The 18,815-nt window shown below is 57.3% G+C and carries 19 protein-coding genes and 1 tRNA gene; 10 read left to right on the top strand and 10 right to left on the bottom strand.

Translation table 11 applies throughout. The features are described from left to right. The first annotated feature begins 75 nt into the window (after positions 1–75). Positions 76–152 (top strand) — tRNA-Pro (locus tag ACXWTF_RS10645). Between the two features lie 264 nt (positions 153–416). Here ACXWTF_RS10645 and ACXWTF_RS10640 read toward each other — a convergent pair. The 3 genes from ACXWTF_RS10640 to ACXWTF_RS10630 form a co-directional block, all read right to left on the bottom strand. Further along, a complete protein-coding gene (locus tag ACXWTF_RS10640; protein WP_461714970.1) occupies positions 417–3,116 on the bottom strand; it encodes an ELWxxDGT repeat protein in 2,700 nt (899 codons plus the stop codon). A 261-nt stretch (positions 3,117–3,377) separates the two neighbouring features. Next, a complete protein-coding gene (purH, locus tag ACXWTF_RS10635) occupies positions 3,378–4,913 on the bottom strand; it encodes a bifunctional phosphoribosylaminoimidazolecarboxamide formyltransferase/IMP cyclohydrolase (protein ID WP_461714969.1) in 1,536 nt (511 codons plus the stop codon). Positions 4,914–5,003: 90 nt separating this feature from the next. After that, positions 5,004–5,993: a response regulator gene (locus ACXWTF_RS10630; protein WP_461714968.1), complete on the bottom strand. Its 990-nt coding sequence runs from the start codon at positions 5,991–5,993 to the stop codon at positions 5,004–5,006. A gap of 133 nt (positions 5,994–6,126) precedes the next feature. On the opposite strand from ACXWTF_RS10630, the gene ACXWTF_RS10625 reads away from it, so the two are divergent. The 4 genes from ACXWTF_RS10625 (at position 6,127) to ACXWTF_RS10610 (ending at position 9,502) form a co-directional block, all read left to right on the top strand. Continuing rightward, complete coding sequence (locus ACXWTF_RS10625) at positions 6,127–6,390, top strand: hypothetical protein (protein ID WP_461714967.1); 264 nt, start codon at positions 6,127–6,129, stop codon at positions 6,388–6,390. Between the two features lie 79 nt (positions 6,391–6,469). After that, the gene (locus ACXWTF_RS10620; RefSeq protein ID WP_461714966.1) at positions 6,470–7,756 is read left to right on the top strand and encodes a hypothetical protein; all 1,287 of its coding nucleotides are present in this window, start codon (positions 6,470–6,472) and stop codon (positions 7,754–7,756) included. A 128-nt stretch (positions 7,757–7,884) separates the two neighbouring features. Further along, on the top strand, positions 7,885–8,766 hold the full coding sequence (locus ACXWTF_RS10615; protein ID WP_461714965.1) for a metal ABC transporter substrate-binding protein: 882 nt from the start codon (positions 7,885–7,887) through the stop codon (positions 8,764–8,766). Further along, positions 8,759–9,502, top strand: coding sequence for an ABC transporter permease family protein (locus tag ACXWTF_RS10610; protein ID WP_461714964.1), 744 nt, complete (start codon positions 8,759–8,761; stop codon positions 9,500–9,502). The genes ACXWTF_RS10615 and ACXWTF_RS10610 overlap by 8 nt, the downstream gene beginning before the upstream one ends. 1 nt (position 9,503) lies before the next feature. On the opposite strand, the gene ACXWTF_RS10605 is transcribed toward ACXWTF_RS10610, so the two are convergent. Beyond that, a complete protein-coding gene (locus ACXWTF_RS10605) occupies positions 9,504–9,689 on the bottom strand; it encodes a hypothetical protein (RefSeq protein WP_461714963.1) in 186 nt (61 codons plus the stop codon). Between the two features lie 136 nt (positions 9,690–9,825). Between ACXWTF_RS10605 and ACXWTF_RS10600 the strand changes: the two genes are divergently transcribed. Both ACXWTF_RS10600 and ACXWTF_RS10595 read left to right on the top strand, forming a co-directional pair. After that, a complete protein-coding gene (locus ACXWTF_RS10600; RefSeq protein ID WP_461714962.1) occupies positions 9,826–10,269 on the top strand; it encodes a GatB/YqeY domain-containing protein in 444 nt (147 codons plus the stop codon). 115 nt (positions 10,270–10,384) lie between these two features. After that, positions 10,385–11,233, top strand: coding sequence for a YitT family protein (locus tag ACXWTF_RS10595; RefSeq protein ID WP_461714961.1), 849 nt, complete (start codon positions 10,385–10,387; stop codon positions 11,231–11,233). Between the two features lie 83 nt (positions 11,234–11,316). Here ACXWTF_RS10595 and trpC read toward each other — a convergent pair whose 3' ends face one another. From trpC to ACXWTF_RS10575, 4 genes are read right to left on the bottom strand one after another with little or no spacing between them, the layout of a single operon-like run. Next, complete coding sequence (gene trpC, locus ACXWTF_RS10590; RefSeq protein ID WP_461714960.1) at positions 11,317–12,117, bottom strand: indole-3-glycerol phosphate synthase TrpC; 801 nt, start codon at positions 12,115–12,117, stop codon at positions 11,317–11,319. After that, entirely contained in the window at positions 12,114–13,409 is a 1,296-nt protein-coding gene (locus ACXWTF_RS10585) for a hypothetical protein (protein WP_461714959.1), read from the bottom strand. Before ACXWTF_RS10585 ends, trpC begins: the two co-directional genes overlap by 4 nt. Next, a complete protein-coding gene (locus ACXWTF_RS10580) occupies positions 13,402–13,773 on the bottom strand; it encodes a YkgJ family cysteine cluster protein (RefSeq protein WP_461714958.1) in 372 nt (123 codons plus the stop codon). Before ACXWTF_RS10580 ends, ACXWTF_RS10585 begins: the two co-directional genes overlap by 8 nt. Next, positions 13,770–14,465, bottom strand: a complete 696-nt coding sequence (locus ACXWTF_RS10575) for a tRNA1(Val) (adenine(37)-N6)-methyltransferase (RefSeq protein ID WP_461714957.1) — start codon at positions 14,463–14,465, stop codon at positions 13,770–13,772. Before ACXWTF_RS10575 ends, ACXWTF_RS10580 begins: the two co-directional genes overlap by 4 nt. 72 nt (positions 14,466–14,537) lie before the next feature. Here ACXWTF_RS10575 and kdsB point away from each other — a divergent pair, with 72 nt between their 5' ends. Beyond that, positions 14,538–15,260, top strand: a complete 723-nt coding sequence (gene kdsB / locus ACXWTF_RS10570; RefSeq protein WP_461714956.1) for a 3-deoxy-manno-octulosonate cytidylyltransferase — start codon at positions 14,538–14,540, stop codon at positions 15,258–15,260. 141 nt (positions 15,261–15,401) lie between these two features. On the opposite strand, the gene rpsO is transcribed toward kdsB, so the two are convergent. Then, positions 15,402–15,677 carry a 30S ribosomal protein S15 gene (rpsO, locus tag ACXWTF_RS10565; RefSeq protein WP_461714955.1) on the bottom strand — a complete coding sequence of 92 codons (276 nt, stop codon included), beginning with the start codon at positions 15,675–15,677 and terminating at the stop codon, positions 15,402–15,404. 223 nt (positions 15,678–15,900) lie between these two features. Between rpsO and ACXWTF_RS10560 the strand changes: the two genes are divergently transcribed. Both ACXWTF_RS10560 and ACXWTF_RS10555 read left to right on the top strand, forming a co-directional pair. Further along, positions 15,901–16,305 (top strand): RrF2 family transcriptional regulator, encoded by a 405-nt coding sequence (locus ACXWTF_RS10560; protein ID WP_461714954.1) that lies wholly within the window; start codon positions 15,901–15,903, stop codon positions 16,303–16,305. Between the two features lie 16 nt (positions 16,306–16,321). Continuing rightward, positions 16,322–17,389, top strand: a complete 1,068-nt coding sequence (locus tag ACXWTF_RS10555) for a DHH family phosphoesterase (RefSeq protein ID WP_461714953.1) — start codon at positions 16,322–16,324, stop codon at positions 17,387–17,389. A 3-nt stretch (positions 17,390–17,392) separates the two neighbouring features. Here the strand turns inward: ACXWTF_RS10555 and ACXWTF_RS10550 are convergent, their stop codons facing one another. Continuing rightward, on the bottom strand, positions 17,393–18,814 hold the full coding sequence (locus tag ACXWTF_RS10550; RefSeq protein WP_461714952.1) for an N-acetylmuramoyl-L-alanine amidase family protein: 1,422 nt from the start codon (positions 18,812–18,814) through the stop codon (positions 17,393–17,395). Position 18,815: the final 1 nt, after the last annotated feature.

Here is an 18,815-nt window from a genome sequence, read left to right as displayed (position 1 = left end):
AGTCCATGTCAATCAAGGTTTGAATTATGGCGCTTTAGGTAATTTTTAAGTTTACGGTAGTATAATTTCGGCCCTCGGGGTGTGGCGCAGACTGGTAGCGTGCTTCGTTCGGGACGAAGAGGCCGCAGGTTCGAATCCTGTCACCCCGACCACTCTTCTTACTTTTCTACACAATCTTTTACGTTTAAAATGTCAGTATCGGTTCCCATATCATGCTGCAGAACAACTGATTTTTAATCTTTACAAATTGATAGATATAGCGTTCAGACGTTTCCTTTGGCACTTATTCATATATCCATGATCGAGAAGTCATTATTGGCAAAATGATTGACATTATGCAGTATCAATGAGAAGTAAGCGCAGCGTTCACGGCCCTTATGGATCAGAGCCTTATGCAATCACAGACCGGGCTGGCGTCAATAAAGGTACGAAGAACAGCTTTCCATCACGACTTGCGTCCCCGCTACCGTGCCGTCGCTCTTCCAGAGGGCGAAGCCCTCTTCGCCCCATGCGTAGAAAAGCACCTTGCGGTTAAGCCCGCCGACGATGATTGGCTCTGAGCCGCCTACGCCAGGCCTAATGTCTTTCACCAATCCAGTGCCTGCTTCCGTACCGTCGCTCTTCCAGAGTTCTCTGCCGTAAAGGCCATCATAGTAATATGCAGTGAAATAGAGGGTGTTGCCGACTGCCGTCAGCTGCTCAATGTTACTGCTGTCACTGCCGGGGGCCAGGTCCTTCACCATCACGGTCCCTTCCACCGTGCCATCGCTCTTCCAAAGTTCGTAACCATGCGCTGCATCAAACGCTTTGAAATAGAGCGTACCGTTCACCGCTGTCAGATAATCCAAATACGAGCTGTCCGGGCCTTCACGAATATCTGCGACCATTACAGTTCCTGCCGCCGTGCCGTCGCTCTTCCAGAGCTCTTCGCCATGCACGAGGTCATCGGCGGTGAAATAGAGCGTGCCATTCACAGCTGTCAGCCGCTTCGGTGACCATCCAAAGACAGCTTTGACCATCACAGTCCCTTCCGCCGTACCGTCGCTCTTCCAAAGTGCTCTGCCATTTGTATCGTCATAGGCAGTGAAATATAGAGTACCGTTCACATTCGTCAGATAGCTCAGATAGGAGGAGTTAGGGCCTGTTTGGATGTCCTTCACCATCACAGTCCCCTCCGCCGTGCCGTCACTTTTCCAGAGCTCCAGGCCGTTCACCCCATCGTATGCGGTGAAATAGAGCGTGCCATTCACATTCGTCAGGTAATCCGGCCCTGAACTGTCAATGCCCTCGACAATATCCGCGACTATCACAGTCCCTGCCGCCGTGCCATCACTTTTCCAAAGCTCCCAGCCGTGAGCAGGTTCATTGACACTGAAGTAGAGGGTATTCCCGACCGCCTCAAAGTCGTAGAAACTAGGGCTATCTGGCCCTTCGACAATCTCTTTTACCATCACGGTGCCCGCCTCGGTACCATCGCTTTTCCAGAGCTCTTCACCGTGTAATCTGTCATCGGCAACGAAGTAATAGGTACCGCCGATCTGAACGAATGTTTTATGCTCTTCGTCAGTCTTCAACGAACTCCGGGTTGTCTCGTTGGTGCTTTTGACCATAGAAGTCCCCTCTGCCGTGCCGTCGCTCCGCCAGACCCCCCTGCCGTGCATAAAGTCTTCCGCGGCAAGGAAGAACGTGTCACCGACTGCAATCGCCGGAGCCGGATAGGAACTTGACACTCCTTCCATAATATCCTTGACCATCACGGTCCCAACCTCCGTACCGTCACTCTGCCAGAGTTCCTTGCCGTGATCAGCGTCGCTGGCACCGAAATAAAGGGTGTTCCCCACCGCCTTTAGCCTGTTAGGATACGATGAAGACGTACCGGCATAGATATCTTTTACAAGAACGGTCCCCTCCTCTGTACCGTCGCTCTTCCAGAGCTCCTGGCCATGGGTATCCTCGCTGGCACTGAAATAAAGCAGCCCTCCCATTTCTACCAGATTCTGCGGAGAGCCATAGCTGGGCCCCTCGGCGCTATCCTTCACGAGGACGGTCCCTGTTTCCGTACCGTCACTTTTCCAGATTGCCCTGCCGTTTGTAGGATCATAGGCTGTGAAATAGAGGGTCCCGTTGACATTCGTCATATCACCCGGAAATGAACTTCCAGTGGGATTGATGTCTTTTACCATCACGGTCCCGCCGGCCGTGCCGTCACTCTTCCAGAGCTCGACACCGTTCACGCCGTCGTTAGCGCTGAAATAGAGTATGCCGTTCACATTCGTCAGATGATTAGGTCCCGAGTTGTAAATGCCCTCGAAAATGTCCGCTACCATGACAGTCCCTTCCGCCGACCCGTCGCTCTTCCAGAGCTCCCAGCCGTGCACGGAGTCATTGGCACTGAAGTAGAGAGCTCCATTGACATTCGTCAGGTTTAAAGGGTATGCATCTCCCACCGGGTTTATTTCTTTGACCATGACGGTCCCCTCCGGTGTACCGTCGCTTTTCCACAGCTCCCTGCCCTCAACGCTGTCACCGGCGCTGAAATAGAGAAGGCCGCCCATTTCTATCAGATAAGCCGGTTCTCCGCTCGTTGCCCCCTCGACAGTGTCTTTCACCAATACCGTCCCCGCTTCCGTGCCGTCGCTCTTCCAAAGCTCATACCCGTGAAGCTCATCATAGGCTCGGAAATAGAGTGTCGTACCTACAACCGTCAGATAGACCGGGTCCTTTTCATAGGGCAACGATACACCACCCTGATAGTTCAGCTCCATTTCAAAGGGGAACGATACACCTTTGAACATCACGGTCCCCGCTTCCGTCCCGTCACTCTTCCAGAGCCGTCGGTTACCATATTCCAGACTGTCATCGGCAATAAAATAGATCGTCTCACCGATTTTGACGAACTCCTGCGGATTCGAAGCATTCTTATAAAGGTTGATGTCTTTGACCAACCGCGTCCCTGCGCGCGTGCCGTCGGTGATCCAGGGTTCGGTACCATGTTGCGCATCACACAGCGGCAGCATCGCCATCTCGCCCGAACTGCCGCCGCCACAGCCTACAGCGAGCAATACAATAACACTTGTAGAAAATGCAACTAATCCATAATAGGCAATTTTTTTCATGACTGTTCCAAATGATTTTATGTATTCAATACTATAGGACATTGACTTAAAAGAATGTATATAAATTTTTTATGTTATATAACGTTTCACAATCTCTATTGGTCGTCATATTGAATTCAAAGAAGCGGCAAGACACCCTCTGCACTTTGACATCTTCCGAGTCTCCATTCAGATGAATAATCAATGCAATTATTAAAGAATAAAAATGAAACAGTGAAAAGGATTGTAGAGGAGAAAGCTTCCGGAGGATTCCGGAAACGTTTAGTGGAGGAAGTGGCGAACGCCGGTGAAGTAGAGCGCCATGCCGTACTCGTCTGCCGCGGCGATGACCTCGTCGTCGCGGATGGAGCCGCCCGGTTCGATGACCGTTTTGACGCCCGCGGCCGCCGCCGCGTCGATGGAGTCGCGGAACGGGAAGAAAGCTTCGGATGCCAGGGCGGCACCGGTAACGTCCAGCCCCATCGCCTCGGCTTTTTTGAGCGCGCACTGCGACGCGTCGACCCGCGAGGTCATCCCCATACCGACCGCGACCATCGCCGCGTCCTTGACGTAGACGACGCAGTTCGACTTTGTCAGTGACGCGACTTTCCACGCGATCTCCGCATCTTTCATCGCCGCGTCGTCCGCGCTCAGCTTGCTTTTGCGCTCGGCATTCTTGATCTCGTCCTCGGCCACCTTGTCGGCATCCTGGAAGACGAACCCGCCGTCAATGTGTTTGAAGTCGCTCGCGTCATTGGCGAGAACGATCTTGTCGCTGCCGTATTCGAAGAGCTTGATGCGCTTCTTCGCTTCGAACACCGCCTGGGCTTCCGGCGTGATACGGCCGGCGATGATCACTTCGAGGAAGATCTCGTTCATCTTCTCCGCCAGCGCCTTGTCGACGACTCCGTTGACGGCGACGACGCCGCCGAAAGCGGAAACCGGGTCGCATTTGAGCGCTTCGGTGTAGGCGTCAAGCAGGCTGTCGCGGATGGCAAAGCCGCAGGGGTTGCCGTGCTTGACGATACAGACGGCATTTTCGTCGCCGAAGGCCGCCGCGATCTTGACCGCGCCGCTGATGTCTGTCAGGTTGTTGAAGCTCGCCTCGCCTTTGAGGGTCGTGAAGTTCTTGCTGAAGTGGTCTTCGAACTCGTACAGTGCCCCCTTCTGGTGCGGGTTCTCGCCGTAGCGCGTATTCATCACTTTCTGTCCGACGACAAACTGCTTCGCCCCCATACCGTCGTTGAAACGCTTGTTCATATAGTTGGCGATCATGCTGTCGTAGGCCGCCGTGTGCTCGTAGGCTTTGATCATCAGGCTGCGGCGGAACTCGACGCTGTTCTCGTCGTTCTCGATGGCACCCAGGACCAGTGAGTAGTCCGAGGGATCGGTGACGATCATGACGCTGTCGAAGTTTTTCGCGGCGGAGCGGACCATCGCCGGCCCCCCGATATCGATGTTCTCGATGATCGCTTCGAAATCGTCCGTACGCTCGATGGTCGCCTTGAAGGGGTAGAGGTTGACGCAGACGAGGTCAATAGGCTCAACGCCCAGCTCAGCGGCCTGGTCCAGGTGCGACTGCTTGTCGCGTCGGTGCAGGATACCGCCGTGGATATAGGGGTTGAGGGTCTTGACGCGCCCCTCGAAACACTCCGGGAACTTGGTGATCTCATCGATCTCTATTGCCGCGATACCGGCCTCTTTCAGCATCTTGAACGTCCCGCCCGTCGAGATGATCTCATAGCCGTTTTTGGCCAGGGACGCCGCGAATTCGACGATATTGCTCTTGTCGCTCACGCTCAGCAGTGCTCTTTTCATTCCGTTTCGCCTTTTTTCGGGCTTGCAGCCCGGGTTTTTCTATTGACGGAATTTTAACAGAGGAGCGGTTAGGATTGGATCAAATTCTGATCATGCTGCGTGTTTTTGGCGTATTTCCAGGAACTGCCACAGGTTGTCGACGAAGAGCTCTACCAGGGTCGGATCAAAATGTTTTCCGCTCTCCTCCGTCAGGTAGGCGAGCGCCTTGTTGACCTGCCACTCCTCTTTGTAGCTGCGTTTGCTCACCAGGACGTCAAACACGTCTGCCAACGCGACAATACGCCCGTAGAGGTGGATCTCTTCCCCCTTAAGCCCTTTCGGATAGCCGCCCCCGTCGAACCGTTCGTGGTGCTGGGCGGCGATGATCGCTGCGGCGCGCAGTATGGGCCGGTCTGCACGGCTGAGGATATGCGCACCCCACTGGGTATGGTGCTGTACCGCCTGGCGCTCTTTCGTATCCAGCGGAAACGGCTTGTTGAGGATCCGCTCGGGCACGACCACGTTGCCGATATCGTGCATCGCCGAGGCCATCTTCAGCATCGCTACCGCATCCGGGGCAAGCCCGCAGAGCTCGCCGAGCAGCGCGCTGTACTCCGAGACCCGCTTGAGGTGCGCCTTGTCTTTCGAACGGAGTTCCCCCACATACGCCAGTGTATAGACCAGATCCTCCTGCGTCTCTTCCACCATGCGCTCACGGTGTTTTTTCAACTCCAGATGGGTCCGTACCCGCGCGTACAGCTCCTCGCGGTTGAACGGTTTGACAATGCAATCCGCGCCGCCGACGTCGAAACTGCGCTTGATCTCCTGCGCCCCCGGAATGGTCCCGGTAAAAATAACGGGGATCCCCTCAGTTTTCGCCTCGGACTTAAGCCGCCTACAGATCCCGAAGCCGTCCATGCTCTTCGCTGTCGCATCAAGCAGGATCAGATCGATCTTCAACGCACCCGCGATCGCCAGCGCGGCGGCTTCGTTCTCGGCACCCAACACGCTGCACCCCTCTTTTTCGAACAGCTCCCTGACGGTGACAACATGATTCGGTGTCTCGTCCACCACCATGATTTTGGCCGGAAAAATTTTCATATTTACTCTTTTTTAAACAATAATCAATATCGTAGCACTAAAGTGTTAATTTTTTATAAATGATATTGTTAGTATTCATTCCTATCACATTTAATCTTCCCGGGAGAAGCTGCCCGGTGCGCTATAATTCCGCATGCGAACCAGACGCCTGCTGCTCTTACTGCTGTTCCTCGTCGCCCTCAGCGGCGAAGCGCTGCACACCATCAGTGCGCACCATGACGGGAGCCACTGTCCCGTCTGTACCGTCACCGCCCACGCGGCAGCACCCGATATCGTCACACCGTTCGAACCGTTTATCCTTCTTCATGAAACGGCAGAGCCCGCGCTTTCCGACGAAGATCACGGCAGTTTTGCCGTCCGTTTTGTCCCGGCCCGTGCCCCTCCCCGCTTCGTTTAATCCCTGAAAAACAACCCATACCATCTTTGCACCCACTCCAAATCCAACCCGGGTGCCCTGATTATACGGAGCCGATTTAATGAAAAAAACCCTTATTGCCATTCCACTGCTTTGCACGCTGCTCTTCGCGGATGCCGCCACGATCCTTCCGGTCGAAAAACGCACCTTCGAACAGTCCAAGTTTATCCCGGACATCTCCCTGATCCTCGATGCATCCTACGTCACCCGTAACAAGAAAGATGACGAGATCGCCCACTACGAGATCCCCGGCATCGCCCACGGCATTATGGGGGCGCACGCCCACGGCGAGCACTCCCATGCCACCTACAACGCCTACAACGGCTTTAACCTCAACTACGGCGAACTGGTACTCTCCAGCTCGGTCGACCCCTACTTCACCCTTGACGGCACCTTCCACTTCAGCGAAAACGGCGTCGAGATCGAAGAGGCCTACTTCACCTCGACCTCCCTCCCCTACGGCTTCCGGTTCCGCGGCGGGAAACTGCTTTCGAACTTCGGCCGCATCAACTCCCAGCACCACCACTACTGGGACTTCGGGGATATGCCGCTCATCTACCAGGCCTTCCTCGGCGATCACGGTATCAATGAGAAAGGGATCCAGCTGCAGTGGGTCGCCCCGACGGAGACCTACCTGATGTTCGGGGGCGAAGTGCTCCAGGGCGAGAACGAGATGATGTTCGGCACCGCCGGCATCGCCGACCCGACCGCGACCGACCCCGACGCCGCCCCTCTGGCCGAATCGGCCGACGCACCCGCCCTCTTTGTCGCCTATGCGAAAACCGCCGTTGATATCGGGGAGACGACCGTCATGCCCGGCATCTCCTACGCACGCGGCACCGCGCGGCTTAACCACTTCGAAGATGAAGATCCCCACGCCTTTTCGGGTATGAGTTCGCTCTACGGTGCCGACCTGACCGTCAAGCACTACTTCGACTCCTACAGCTTCCTGACATGGCAGAGCGAATGGATGATGCGCGACATGAAAGGCACCCAGTATGCGCAGCCCGACGCCAATACGACGACGTCCGTCTCCCTGCGCAAGGAGCAGGCCGGTTACTACACCCAGCTCGTCTACGCCTACAACATGAACTGGCGCGCCGGCGTCCGCTATGACAGTATCTATCAAAACGACGTCACGAAAAACGGCACCGCCCAGGATATGGAAGACGGGTTTGACCGTATCAGCGCCATGGTGGAGTACCACCCCAGCGAGTTCAGCCGCTTCCGTCTTCAGTATAATCACAATACGGCCCTCTACAACGAGGATGGTGAACGCCAGAGCGTCGATACGATCATGCTGCAGGCCAACATTGCCATCGGGGCACACGCAGCCCACGACTTTTAGGCCATCTATGTGTACGCGGCGGGGACAGCGTCCCGCCGCCGTATCGACAATGGGTCTTCCCTGTAGGAAAGCCCCTGACACGCCCTTGGCGATGCGTATGGGGCGACATCCAATCACTAAGGTTTGACATGCAAAAACTGCTTTTTATCCTTCTGCTGCCCGCCGCGCTCCTTGCCCATCTCAATATCGCCGTCAGCTACCCCTACATCGGGGCACTGACGCGGGCGGTCGGCGGTGACCACGTCACGACCGTCGTACTGGCCAAGGGCAACTGGGATCCCCACTTCGTCGTCCCCCGCCCTTCACTCATCGCCAAGATGCGCCGGGCCGATGCCCTGATCATGAACGGCGGCCAGCTGGAGATCGGCTGGCTCCCCCCGTTGATCCGCCGCGGCAACAACCCCCGGGTCAATCCGGGTGCAGCGACCTTTTTGAACCTGGCACAGGGCATCGCGCTGATCAACAAACCGAGCGAGGTCGACCGGGCAAACGGGGACATCCACCCCGCCGGCAATCCCCATTTCCACCTTGATCCGCACAACATCCCGCTGTTGGCACAGCGGATCGCGGATTTCCTGGCGTCGATCGACGCGGAGCATAAAAGTATCTATGAAAAGAACCTGGAAAGTTTCAAGGTGCAGTGGGGAAAAAACCTCGCGCGCTGGGCGCAGGTCATGGCCCCGAAAAAGGGGATGAAAGTCGTGCAGTTCCACGACAACCTCGCCTACTTCAACAAGGCCTACGGTCTTGAAAACATCGCCACGATCGAGCCGCTGCCGGGGATCCCGCCCTCCCCGCGCCATACCCTCGACGTTATCGGGCAGATCCGCGCCGAGCACCCCTGCTGCATCCTGCACGACGTCTACCACTCCACCAAAACCGCGGAGTACATCCGGGACAAGACCGGGATCAAGGTCATCCTGATGCCCCATGACATCGGAGCCCTGGAGTCCGTCGACTCCCTCACCGCCCTCTTTGACTACCTGACAAAGGCCCTCACCGATGATTGATATTTTCCTGCCCCCGCTGCTGCTCGTCTTCGTGCTCGTCATGATCCACGCCTGGTTCGGCAAAGGGGTGCTTGAACGGGGGATCATCTTCACCGACCTCGCCATCGCCCAGTTCGCGGCACTGGGAAGCGCCGTCAGCCTGGGCTATTTCCACGGCGACTATCTCTATCTTCTTACCCTCGGCAGCGCCCTTTTCAGTGCCGTGCTCATCGCGTTTGCTTCGCATCGGAACCTCCACCTGGAGGCCTTTATCGGTATCCTTTACGTGCTGGGGGCCAGCGGCGTGATGATGGTCCTGGCCAACTCCGCCGAGGGGATAGAGCACTTCAAGGCGCTGCTGGCCACCGACATCCTCTTCACCCCGCTTGAGCACGTGCTCTACAGCAGCGGTGTTTATGCCCTCCTGGGGCTTCTGATCTGGCAGCTCTATCCGCGCCTAAGCGGCTTCATGCAGGAGCTGCTCTTCTTTGTCATGCTTGCCGTCACCGTCACCTCATCGGTGCAGCTCGCCGGCGTGCTCGTCGTCTTTACCCTGCTGATCGCCCCGGTCTTCATGGCCTCCATGCAGCAGCGTTTCCCGCCGCTGCGGTTCGCCTTCGTCTTCGGCTGGGCCTTCAGCGCCGCGGCGATCGCCGCCTCCTACCTGTTCGACCTGCCGACGGGATACACCATCGTCTTTCTCGGCGCCCTCAGTGTCCTGCTCGGCACCCTGATGCTCAGCCGCACGAAAACCTGAACTACTCGTCGAGGTTCTTTTCATCCCAGCAGGCATCGACCTGGCGGTCGATAGCGAGATCGGCACTGGTCTGCTCGTTGACGTCGCCGACGATATCCCACGTACTGATCGCCATAAAGGCGAATGCCGCAACCAGGGCCGCCGTGACGAAATAGATGTTCATGTACTCTTTGTTGAAAAGTTTCACAGGACTCCTTTCCACTCCAATTGCCTCCATTGTATAGCATAAGGGTTAATAATATGAAAAGCCGTGACGGAAGGCCTCTTCTTTTAGCCTTATCTAAGGCAGGTATAATGTCGCCATCAAATGCAAAGGATAGTTTATGGAGCTCAAAGATCAGATCAGAAACGATATTAAAGAGGCGATGAAAGCCAAAGAGGTCCAGCGCCGCGATGCGCTCAGACTGCTCAACAGTGCCATGAAACAGATCGAGGTGGACGAACGCAAAGAGCTCAGCGACGACGATGTCATCGCCATCATTCAAAAGCAGATCAAGCAGCGCAACGACGCGGCGGCCCAGTACAAGGAAGCCGGACGCGACGAACTCTACGACAAAGAGATGGCCGAGATCGCCGTATTCGAAACCTACCTGCCGGCGCAGCTTGACGATGCCGAGCTGGAGAGCGCCGTCAAGGCGATCATCGAAAAGACCGGTGCAAGCACGATGAAAGATATGGGCAAGGTCATGGGCATGGCCGGCAAAGAGCTCGCGGGCCAGGCCGACGGCAAACGCATCAGCGGCTGCGTAAAACAACTCCTTTCATAAATTTTTCCATTCCGTCACTTCCGGGACGGAGTACCCCCTGTCCTCTCTTCACGACACCCTTTTGCCGTCCAGAGTTCTGAGCACTGTCCGACAGTATGTTCACAAAGGAAACGTCATGACAACGAAAATCACAAAAGAGCTGAAACGCTACGTGCAGATCCTCATCGGCGGCATGGTACTGGCGGCGGGAGTCACCCTCTTCCTGGTCCCCAACCATATCACCTCCGGGGGCACCCCGGGGATGGCCATTCTGGTCAACTTTTTCACCGGGATCTCCATCGGAACGATCATGCTCTCGATCAACATCCCGATGGTGCTGATGAGCATGAAATTCATCGGACGGGGCTATGCGTTCCGGACCGTCTTCGCCATCGTCGTCATCGCCATGTCCGCAGATATGTTTCTGGAGGTCCTGAAGCTCCCCGCGCTGACGCAGGAACCGCTGCTGGGCGCCGTCTTCGGCGGGATGCTGATCGGCCTGGGCGTAGGGCTGATCGTCAAAGCCAGCGCCTCGCCCGGCGGTCCCTCCATCATCGCCGGCATGATCGCCCACAGGACGCACTGGAAAGAGGGAGATCTCATCATCGCACTCGATGCCCTGATCGTCTTCTCCGCCGGATTCGTCTTCCCTCAGCTCGACAGCATGCTCTGGAGCCTGGTCGGCGTCTACATCAGTGCCCGGGGCATCAACCTGATCCTCTCCGGCCACCCCTCCAAAAAAGTGCTGCACATCTCTTCGGAGAATGCCGATACCCTCAAAGCCCATCTGTTGCATAAACTGGGGCACGAAGGGGGTGTCATCCTCGAAGGGACGACCCTGCATACGGGGGACGAAAGGCGGCTGCTGATGCTGATCGTCGATAACAATAAGGTCCAGAGCGTCCGGCAGATCGTCCTGGCGTACGATCCTTCGGGAGTCGTGGTGGTGATGGAAGCATCGGAGTTAATGGGCGGGGGGCATTGACGACGACCATGCCCCTCAGACGGCATGGCGCATGTTGACGAGGCAGGACTGTTTATCTCCGGCTCTCACCGGCATAAGAGGGATTAGTTCGGGCAGCCCTCACCCGTTTTCAGGCAGCGCAGAGCACTTTCGACATCATCCTGGCGCATCAGGGACTCTCCGACGAGGAAGGCGTCGACACCCGCCTTGCTGAGGTCTTCCAACTGGCCGTGTTCGTAGATGCCGCTCTCGGCGACAATGATCTTGTTGTTCGGGATGAGCGGGATCAGCTTGTAGCTCAGCTCCATATCCATCTCGAAGGTCTCGAGGTTGCGGTGGTTGATGCCGATGATGTCGGCGCCGGCGAAGATCGCCTTGGTCAGGTCCGCCTTGTCGTGGATCTCGACCAGAGCCTCCATCCCCAGGTGGCGGGTGTAGTCGAGCAGCTCTTTGAGCTCTTTGCGTGAGAGCGCCTTGGCGATCAGCAGGACGAAATCCGCCCCGTAGACGAGGGCTTCGACCAGCTGGTACTTGCTGACGATGAAATCCTTGCGCAGGAGCGGGATGCTCGCGTACCGGCGGATCTCCGCAAGATAGTCCAGGCTCCCCTGGAAGTAGTGCGGTTCGGTCAGTACGGAGATGGCATTGGCACCCCCGCGCTCATAAGCCTGCGCAATGGCCACCGGGTCGAAATCTTCGCGGATCACCCCCTTGGAGGGGCTCGCTTTTTTCACTTCGGAGATGATGCGGTAGGGCTCCGCCTCCGTCGCCTGAAGATGCGGGATGACCGGCCGAGGCGCACGGGCGTTGAAAGCGAGGGAGCGTCCCAGCCAATCCATGCTGTACTCCTTCTCGCGGCGGGCGAGGTCCTCTTTGGTCTTCTCGATAATCTCATCCAGAATCATTGCTTTCCTTGTGTTGTTTTGCGTTGGCGTTTCAGACACTCTTCAATGGCTTTGACGTGTTTGTCCAGCTCGGGGTCACGCTCGCCCCCCATCGCCTTGAGGGCCTTTTGCATCGTGGCATCGGCCTTGCGGCACTGGCCGAGCTTATAGTAGCCCCAGGCGAGTGAATCGAGGTAAAAAGGCGAGTCCGGCTCTTCCCGCAGGGCCTCCTCCACATAGCGGATCCCCTCCGCAGGATCGACGTCATTGTCGATCAGCAGGTAGCCGAGGTAGTTGAGCATCAGGCCGTCTTTTTCGCTCTTGACCGCCGTCTTCAGTTTGGCGACGATCTCCGCGACCAGCTTCGGGTCCATTTTATCTTCGGCCGCCTCAAAGGCGAAAATGGCGCTCTGTCCCAGGTAGGTCGCATCGCCGCTCTGATCGTAAAGCTTCTGGGCCAGTTCGGAGGCAGCGGCGTACTCCTTGGCGTTGATATAGAGTTTGAGCAGCATGGCATCGTCTGTATGGTACTGCTCCAGGAACTGTTTGAGATGCACCATGTCGTTTTGATAGCTGTAGATACGGGCAATCGCATCGGCCACGTCCTGGGAGGGGTAGTTACTGTAGATCCGCAGGTAGGTCCTCAGCATTCCCTCGACGTTGTTCTGCTCGCTGTAGAGCCCGGCCAGGCGCTTGCAGATACGCTGCGAGCAGCCGTGGAGGCGGATATGCGTCTCGAGCTGGGCGATAGCGTCCTTCTGGCGGTCGAGGTTGACGTAGAGGATCACCGCCATCCGGTCCAGGACCATCTCGTCGTAATCGAGGTCGTAGGCGCTCTCCAGGTAACGCAGTGCCGTGTTGTACTGCTTCTGGCGCGCGTAGATCTCCGACACCCCGATGTAGTCCTGCTTCGCCTTCGTCTTCTCCAGCAGCGCGAGTGCGGCCTGTTCCGCCTTTTGGAGTTCCCCCTTGCCCAGCAGCGCCCGGACGCGGTAGCGCTCCACCTGGGGATCGAACCCTTCGAGGGCCTGGAACGACTGCACGTTCTCCAGCACGTCGTCATACTGTTTCGCCTGCAGGAGGTTTTCAAAGAAGTGGTCGCGGTACGGCAGGCGCGGCGCCTTCTCGTAAAGCACCGCGTAAAGCTGCGCCGCCGTCGCGTACTGCCCGTGCGCCTCCGCATCAAGGGCGAACAGGGCGTAGGCATCCTCTTCGTCAAACGCCTTTGTCTGCGGCGAGAGCGTCGGTTCTTTCAGGCTGCAGCCCGTCAGGACCAGCAGCAGGATTCCGCTCAGCAGGGCCGCTTTAAACATCGACGATCCCCGGGCATTCGCGTTTGAGCTCGTCGACGCGGGTTTTGTAATACTCCCAGAAGGGGAAGGTGCGGCACTGGAGGGGACGGGCCGTGTAGACGCCGCAGCCGTTCGTCTCGCGGTCGAAAAAGATGCAGTCGTGCGAGAGGCCGACGATCTTCTCTTTGAGCGAGAACTTGTAGCCGCGTTTTTCGAGGTAGGTACGGCGGAAGTCCGCCTCCTCCATCTCCAGCGCACCCGCCAGGGCCCGGATCTCGTCGGGGGAGACGAAAATATTGCCGCTCTCACCGGTGCAGCAGCGTCCGCCGCACCCGGCGCAGGCGGAGGGGTCGAACGCGTAGGGGTAGCCGTCTTCTCTTATCATAGGGTGCATTTTATACTGTGCGTCCTTGCATCGCGGTAGACCTGCAGGCTCTTGGCGGAGAACTCATCTTCGTCAAAGGCGAAAATCGGCGGCCGGACGCGCATGAGCGAACGGGAGTTTTTCCGGGCGTGCAGCATCACCAGGGTCGCGTTGCGATCCGGTTTCGAATGAACGAATTGTACATCAACCACTCTTAATTTGGCGCGTTCGCAGGCGGCGCAGAGATGGGCGAACTGCTGGGGGTCGTAGCAGAGGATCAAGTGCCCCTGGGGCCGCAGGAGCTTCGCGGCATGGGAGATGAATGCATCGATGGGCAGGTGCAGGTTGTAGCGCGCCGTGTGCACCATTTCGTTCTCCGAGCGCGAGGCCCCCTCGTGGTAGAAGGGGGGATTGGAGACGATGTACTCAAACCCCTCCGGGTCGTTGAAGGCGAGAAAATCCGTATGGTGGACGCGGTAGTCGATCCCGTTAACCTCCGCATTTTTCGAGGCGTACTGCACGAAAGTGTCCTGCTTCTCCACCGCCTCGAGCCGCACTTTCGGGTTGTCGCGGGCCACCAGAAGCCCGACGACGCCGCAGCCGGCCCCCACGTCGAGTATACGGCCCCGCGGCGCGAAAGAGGAGATGAAGTCGTACAGGAAGATCGAGTCACTGTTGTAGCAGTACCCCTCCTGCGGCTGGTAAAGCAGCATCGAACGCCTTTTGATTTATAATTCCGTCATTATACAGTGCCGCGGCGTTCTCGCCCAAAAGAAAGGATTCGCATGATCATCATCCCCGCCCGTCTGGCTTCGACCCGCTTCCCGCAAAAAGTCCTGGCCGATATCGGCGGCCTGCCGATGGTTGTGCGCACGGCGCGGCAGGTTGCCCACCTCGACGACGTCGTCGTCGCTGCCGATGACGAGAGCATCATCGAGGTCTGCAAGGCCCACGGTGTCAAAGCGATGCTCACCTCGACGACGCACAAAAGCGGCACCGACCGCATCAACGAGTGCGCGCAGATCCTCGATATCCCCGACGACGAACTCGTCATCAATATCCAGGCCGATGAACCCTTTATCGAACCGGAGGTCCTGACCCTGCTGATCAACCGTCTGGGTACCCTCAAGGCGGAGGGGCGCGCTTTTGTCATGGGCAGCTGCTACAACGCCGTCAACGCGGAAGCCGCCGACGATCCCAACCTGGTCAAGGTCGTCGTGAACGCGAAGCATGACGCCATCTACTTCTCCCGCTCCAAGATCCCCTACAACCGCGGCGGCGGGGCCACCTACTTCGGCCATATCGGCATCTACGGCTTCACCAAGAAGAGCCTGCACGACTTCTGCGCCCTCGACGATGCCCCCGTCGAGGACATCGAAAAACTCGAACAGCTCCGCGCCGTGCACCACGGGCTGCCCATCAGCATGGTCAAGGTCGCCAGCACCGGCTTCGGCATCGATACGCCGGAGGACCTGGAACGGGCCAAAGAGATCTTCGGGGTCAATTAGGAGTATAAACGATAGCTTCGAGGTAACGGAAATGAGTTTTGAGGGAGAAAAGAGCGCAAGGTGCGAGGGCCCGCCGCCGAGGCGAACCCAGTGTTAACGCAGCCCAAGGGACTTTGTTCCTTGGGCGTATTGTCGGGTGTGTTAGATGTTGTCGCGGATACCGAGATCGGCAACAAGCTTGTCGTACGCTGCGCGGTTTGTGCGTTTGAAATAACGCATCAGACGGCGGCGCTGACCGACGAGTTTAAGCAGACCGAGGCGTGAAGCGTGGTCTTTCTTGAAAGTTTTGAGGTGTTCAGTCAGTTCAGCGATACGTGTGCTGAGCAGTGCAATCTGCACTTCTGAAGAACCGGTGTCGTTTTCGTTACGTCCGAATTTTTTAACAATCTCTTGTTTTTTCGCCGCATCCAAAGCCATAATAGCCTCCTGAGGGTATAATAAAATTTCGTTCACAGATTGAACAAGGGCGCAATTATAGCGAAACTTTCCTGTTTTGGCAATCCGTACCGGGGCGCAACGGGCCTCTTTGCTAAACCCATCCTCTATAGTCGATTTTTTTGAGCTACGCTTTAGAGTAATCGGATATAATTACTCTTAATTAAACCAGATCTCCTGCACCAAGGGATCGGAAAGTGATGCCATGCTCATTACCCGTGCCAGCGAATATGCCCTGCTCTCGCTCATCGTCCTGGCCAAGGCCGAGAAGCCGCTCGATGCCGATACCCTCTCCAAGGAACTCGACATCTCCAAGAGCTTTCTCGCGAAGATCCTGCAGTCGATGGCGCGCAACGGTATCCTCAACTCCTTCAAAGGCGCCAACGGCGGATTCGCCCTGGCCAAGGATATGCGTGCCATCACCGTCAGGGACATCACCTGCGCCGCCGAGGGGAAAAACCCCTCCGTTTTCGACTGCTCCAAGTCCCAGAAAGACTGCCCCTCCGACAAGGCGACCACCTGCCAGATCTGGCCCGTCGTCAACCGGCTCCAGGACAAGATCGATACTTTCCTCGAGAAACTCACCCTCGCCGACCTGATCGAACAGTAACCCAAGAAAGGCCATTGTGACCATTTACCATCTCTCCCATATCGACCTCGACGGCTACAGCTGCCAGCTTGTCATGCAGCACACGCCCCATACCATGCACTTTTACAACGCCAACTACGGCGAAGAGGTCCCCGAACGCCTGCGCCAGATCGTCGAGGCGATCACACACGAATCCGAAGCGATGATCCTCGTCACCGACCTGAATCTGACCCCCGACGAGTCCCGCTGGCTCGACGGCGAAGTCAAGCGCTTCAACGAATCGGGCAAAAAGATCACCCTGCAGCTGCTCGACCACCACGGCAGCGGCAAAGAGAGCGCGGCCCGCTACGGCTGGTACCTGCTCGATACCGACCGCAGCGCAACAAAGATCACCTACGAATTCGCCAAGGAACAGGGGTGGCTGCAGGAGGAGCCTGTGTGGATGGAAGCCTATGTCGCCGTCGTCAACGCCGTCGACCTCTGGCTGCAGCATGAAACGGAGAATTTCGAATACGGCAAGGTGCTCATGCGCCTTGTCAGCGAGACCCGCGAACTGGGACGCACCCTCTTCGCGGAGCAAGACCGCGCCTACAAACTGAGCCTGCTGACCGAAGCCGCGGCGATGATCGCGCTGCCCGACGCCCCGATCGTGCTGGACGAGAAGATCCATCTGATGAAAAAAGGGTTTTTCCGCGAAGAGGAGAACAACACCCTCGACAACCTGGTGACGAAGTACATCGTCTCCCTGATGGGGGCGAAGCGCAAGGAGATGACAATCTATTACAAAGGGTACCGCGGCTTTCTGAGCTATGCCGTCGGCAACACCTCCATCATCGGCAACGGCTTCCTCGTCGCCTACCCGGAGTATGACTTCATTGTCGACATCAGCCCCCGCGGTACGATGAGCCTGCGCGCCAACAACCAGGTCGACGTTTCCCTCATCGCCAAGGAGTGGGCAGGCGGCGGCGGCCACCCCAACGCTTCGGGCGGCCGGATCCAGGGCTTCAAAGAGCAGTTCCGCTACGACAAGGTCAAAGCACAGATCGAATCGCTGATCGCCAAACGCGAATCCGTCTCCGGAAAACTGCCGCAAAAGAGCGAATAGCCCTCAACGGTTCTTCGCGAAATAACGTTCCACACCCTCCGCCAGGCCCCTGGCGAAATAATCCTGATACGTATTGCTGTGAATCCGAACCGCCTCTTTGGGATGGGTGATAAAGCCGATCTCGACGAGGACCGCCGGCATCTGCGCCCCGACCAGGACCCAGAACGGCCCCTCCCGCACACCGGCGTCTTTCACCTCTTTGTAGCGGGCCCGCAGCGACGAGAGGACGCTCGACTGCAGGTCGATTGCCAGTTTGTGCGACGCAACAATCTTCTCGGAATTGAGCACGTTCAAGAAGGTGCTCTTCCCGTAAAAATCCATATCCTCGACTTCCGTCTTGTTCTCCAGCGCCGCGGCGTTCGTCGCCCGCTTGGAACGCGACGGGGAGAGGAAGTAAGTCTCGATCCCATACGCTTTGCGCGCTTTGCTTTTGGGCACGGCATTGGCGTGCAGGGAGATGAAGAGATCCGCACGTTTCTTGTTAGCATACCGGGTACGGTTGCGCAGCTTGATGAACTTGTCCTTGCTACGGGTCATATAGACGGTGTAGCCCCGTTCACGCAGCCGTAAGGCGGTCTTGGTGGCCAGGGAGAGGACGATCTCCTTTTCCTTGTAGCGGTTGTGCCCGACGGCCCCGCCGTCTTTGCCGCCGTGCCCCGGGTCGATCACGATCACCCGCTCTTTGTTACGGGCCCGGGAGGGGCTCAGCGCCGGTACGCGTTTGGGCGACGTCACCCCGGAGAGCCCGGCGCGCACCGTCAGGGTGTTCTTCACCTTGGCGAAACGGACCGGCAGCGCCTTGGAACTTTCGAGCACAAGGCGGATGGTCTGCGGTTTATACTGGGTCAGGCTGATGCGTTTGAGATCACGGTGGGTCAGTGTGTGGGACTTGTCCAGTACCGCATGAATGTCAAAGACGTAGCGGTAACCGTGCTTGCCGCTTCGTTTCAGTTTGAAGAAGTTAACGTCCCTGTTCGAGAGCGATTTCTCAAACCGGAACACGAGGTTGCCGTGATCCCACTCCACCCCGTCAAGACGGTTCTGCCCCTTGATGCTCGGCGCTTTCGGTTTGCCTTTCGATACCGCTTTAGGCTTGGCGACCGGTGCGGGCTTCGCAGCCGAAGTCGGTGTAACCTCCGGTGCCGCAGCCGGCAGCGTTCTGAGCTTGTTGCGGTAGTCACTGACGTCGATATGCAGTTTGCTTCCGCTGGCAACGATCCCCTCGAGCGCACGCCGCTTCTTGGCAATGTCACCTGCGACCGTGGCGTCCATATAGGCGGACTTGAAGGTATCGTATGCCTGGAAGATTTCGGATTGTTTATTGGAGTGGAGCGCCTGCTCCGCCTGGGAGAGGTTCATCCCGCTGAGCGTCGTTGCCGTCAGCAACAGAGCCGTGACGATTGCGCGGAGCCGCTTCAGCGTCATT

The organism is Thiomicrolovo sp. ZZH C-3, assembly GCF_054862725.1.
Note: the sequence above shows the minus strand (reverse complement) of the source record. Positions and strands in the feature narration are given on the sequence as shown.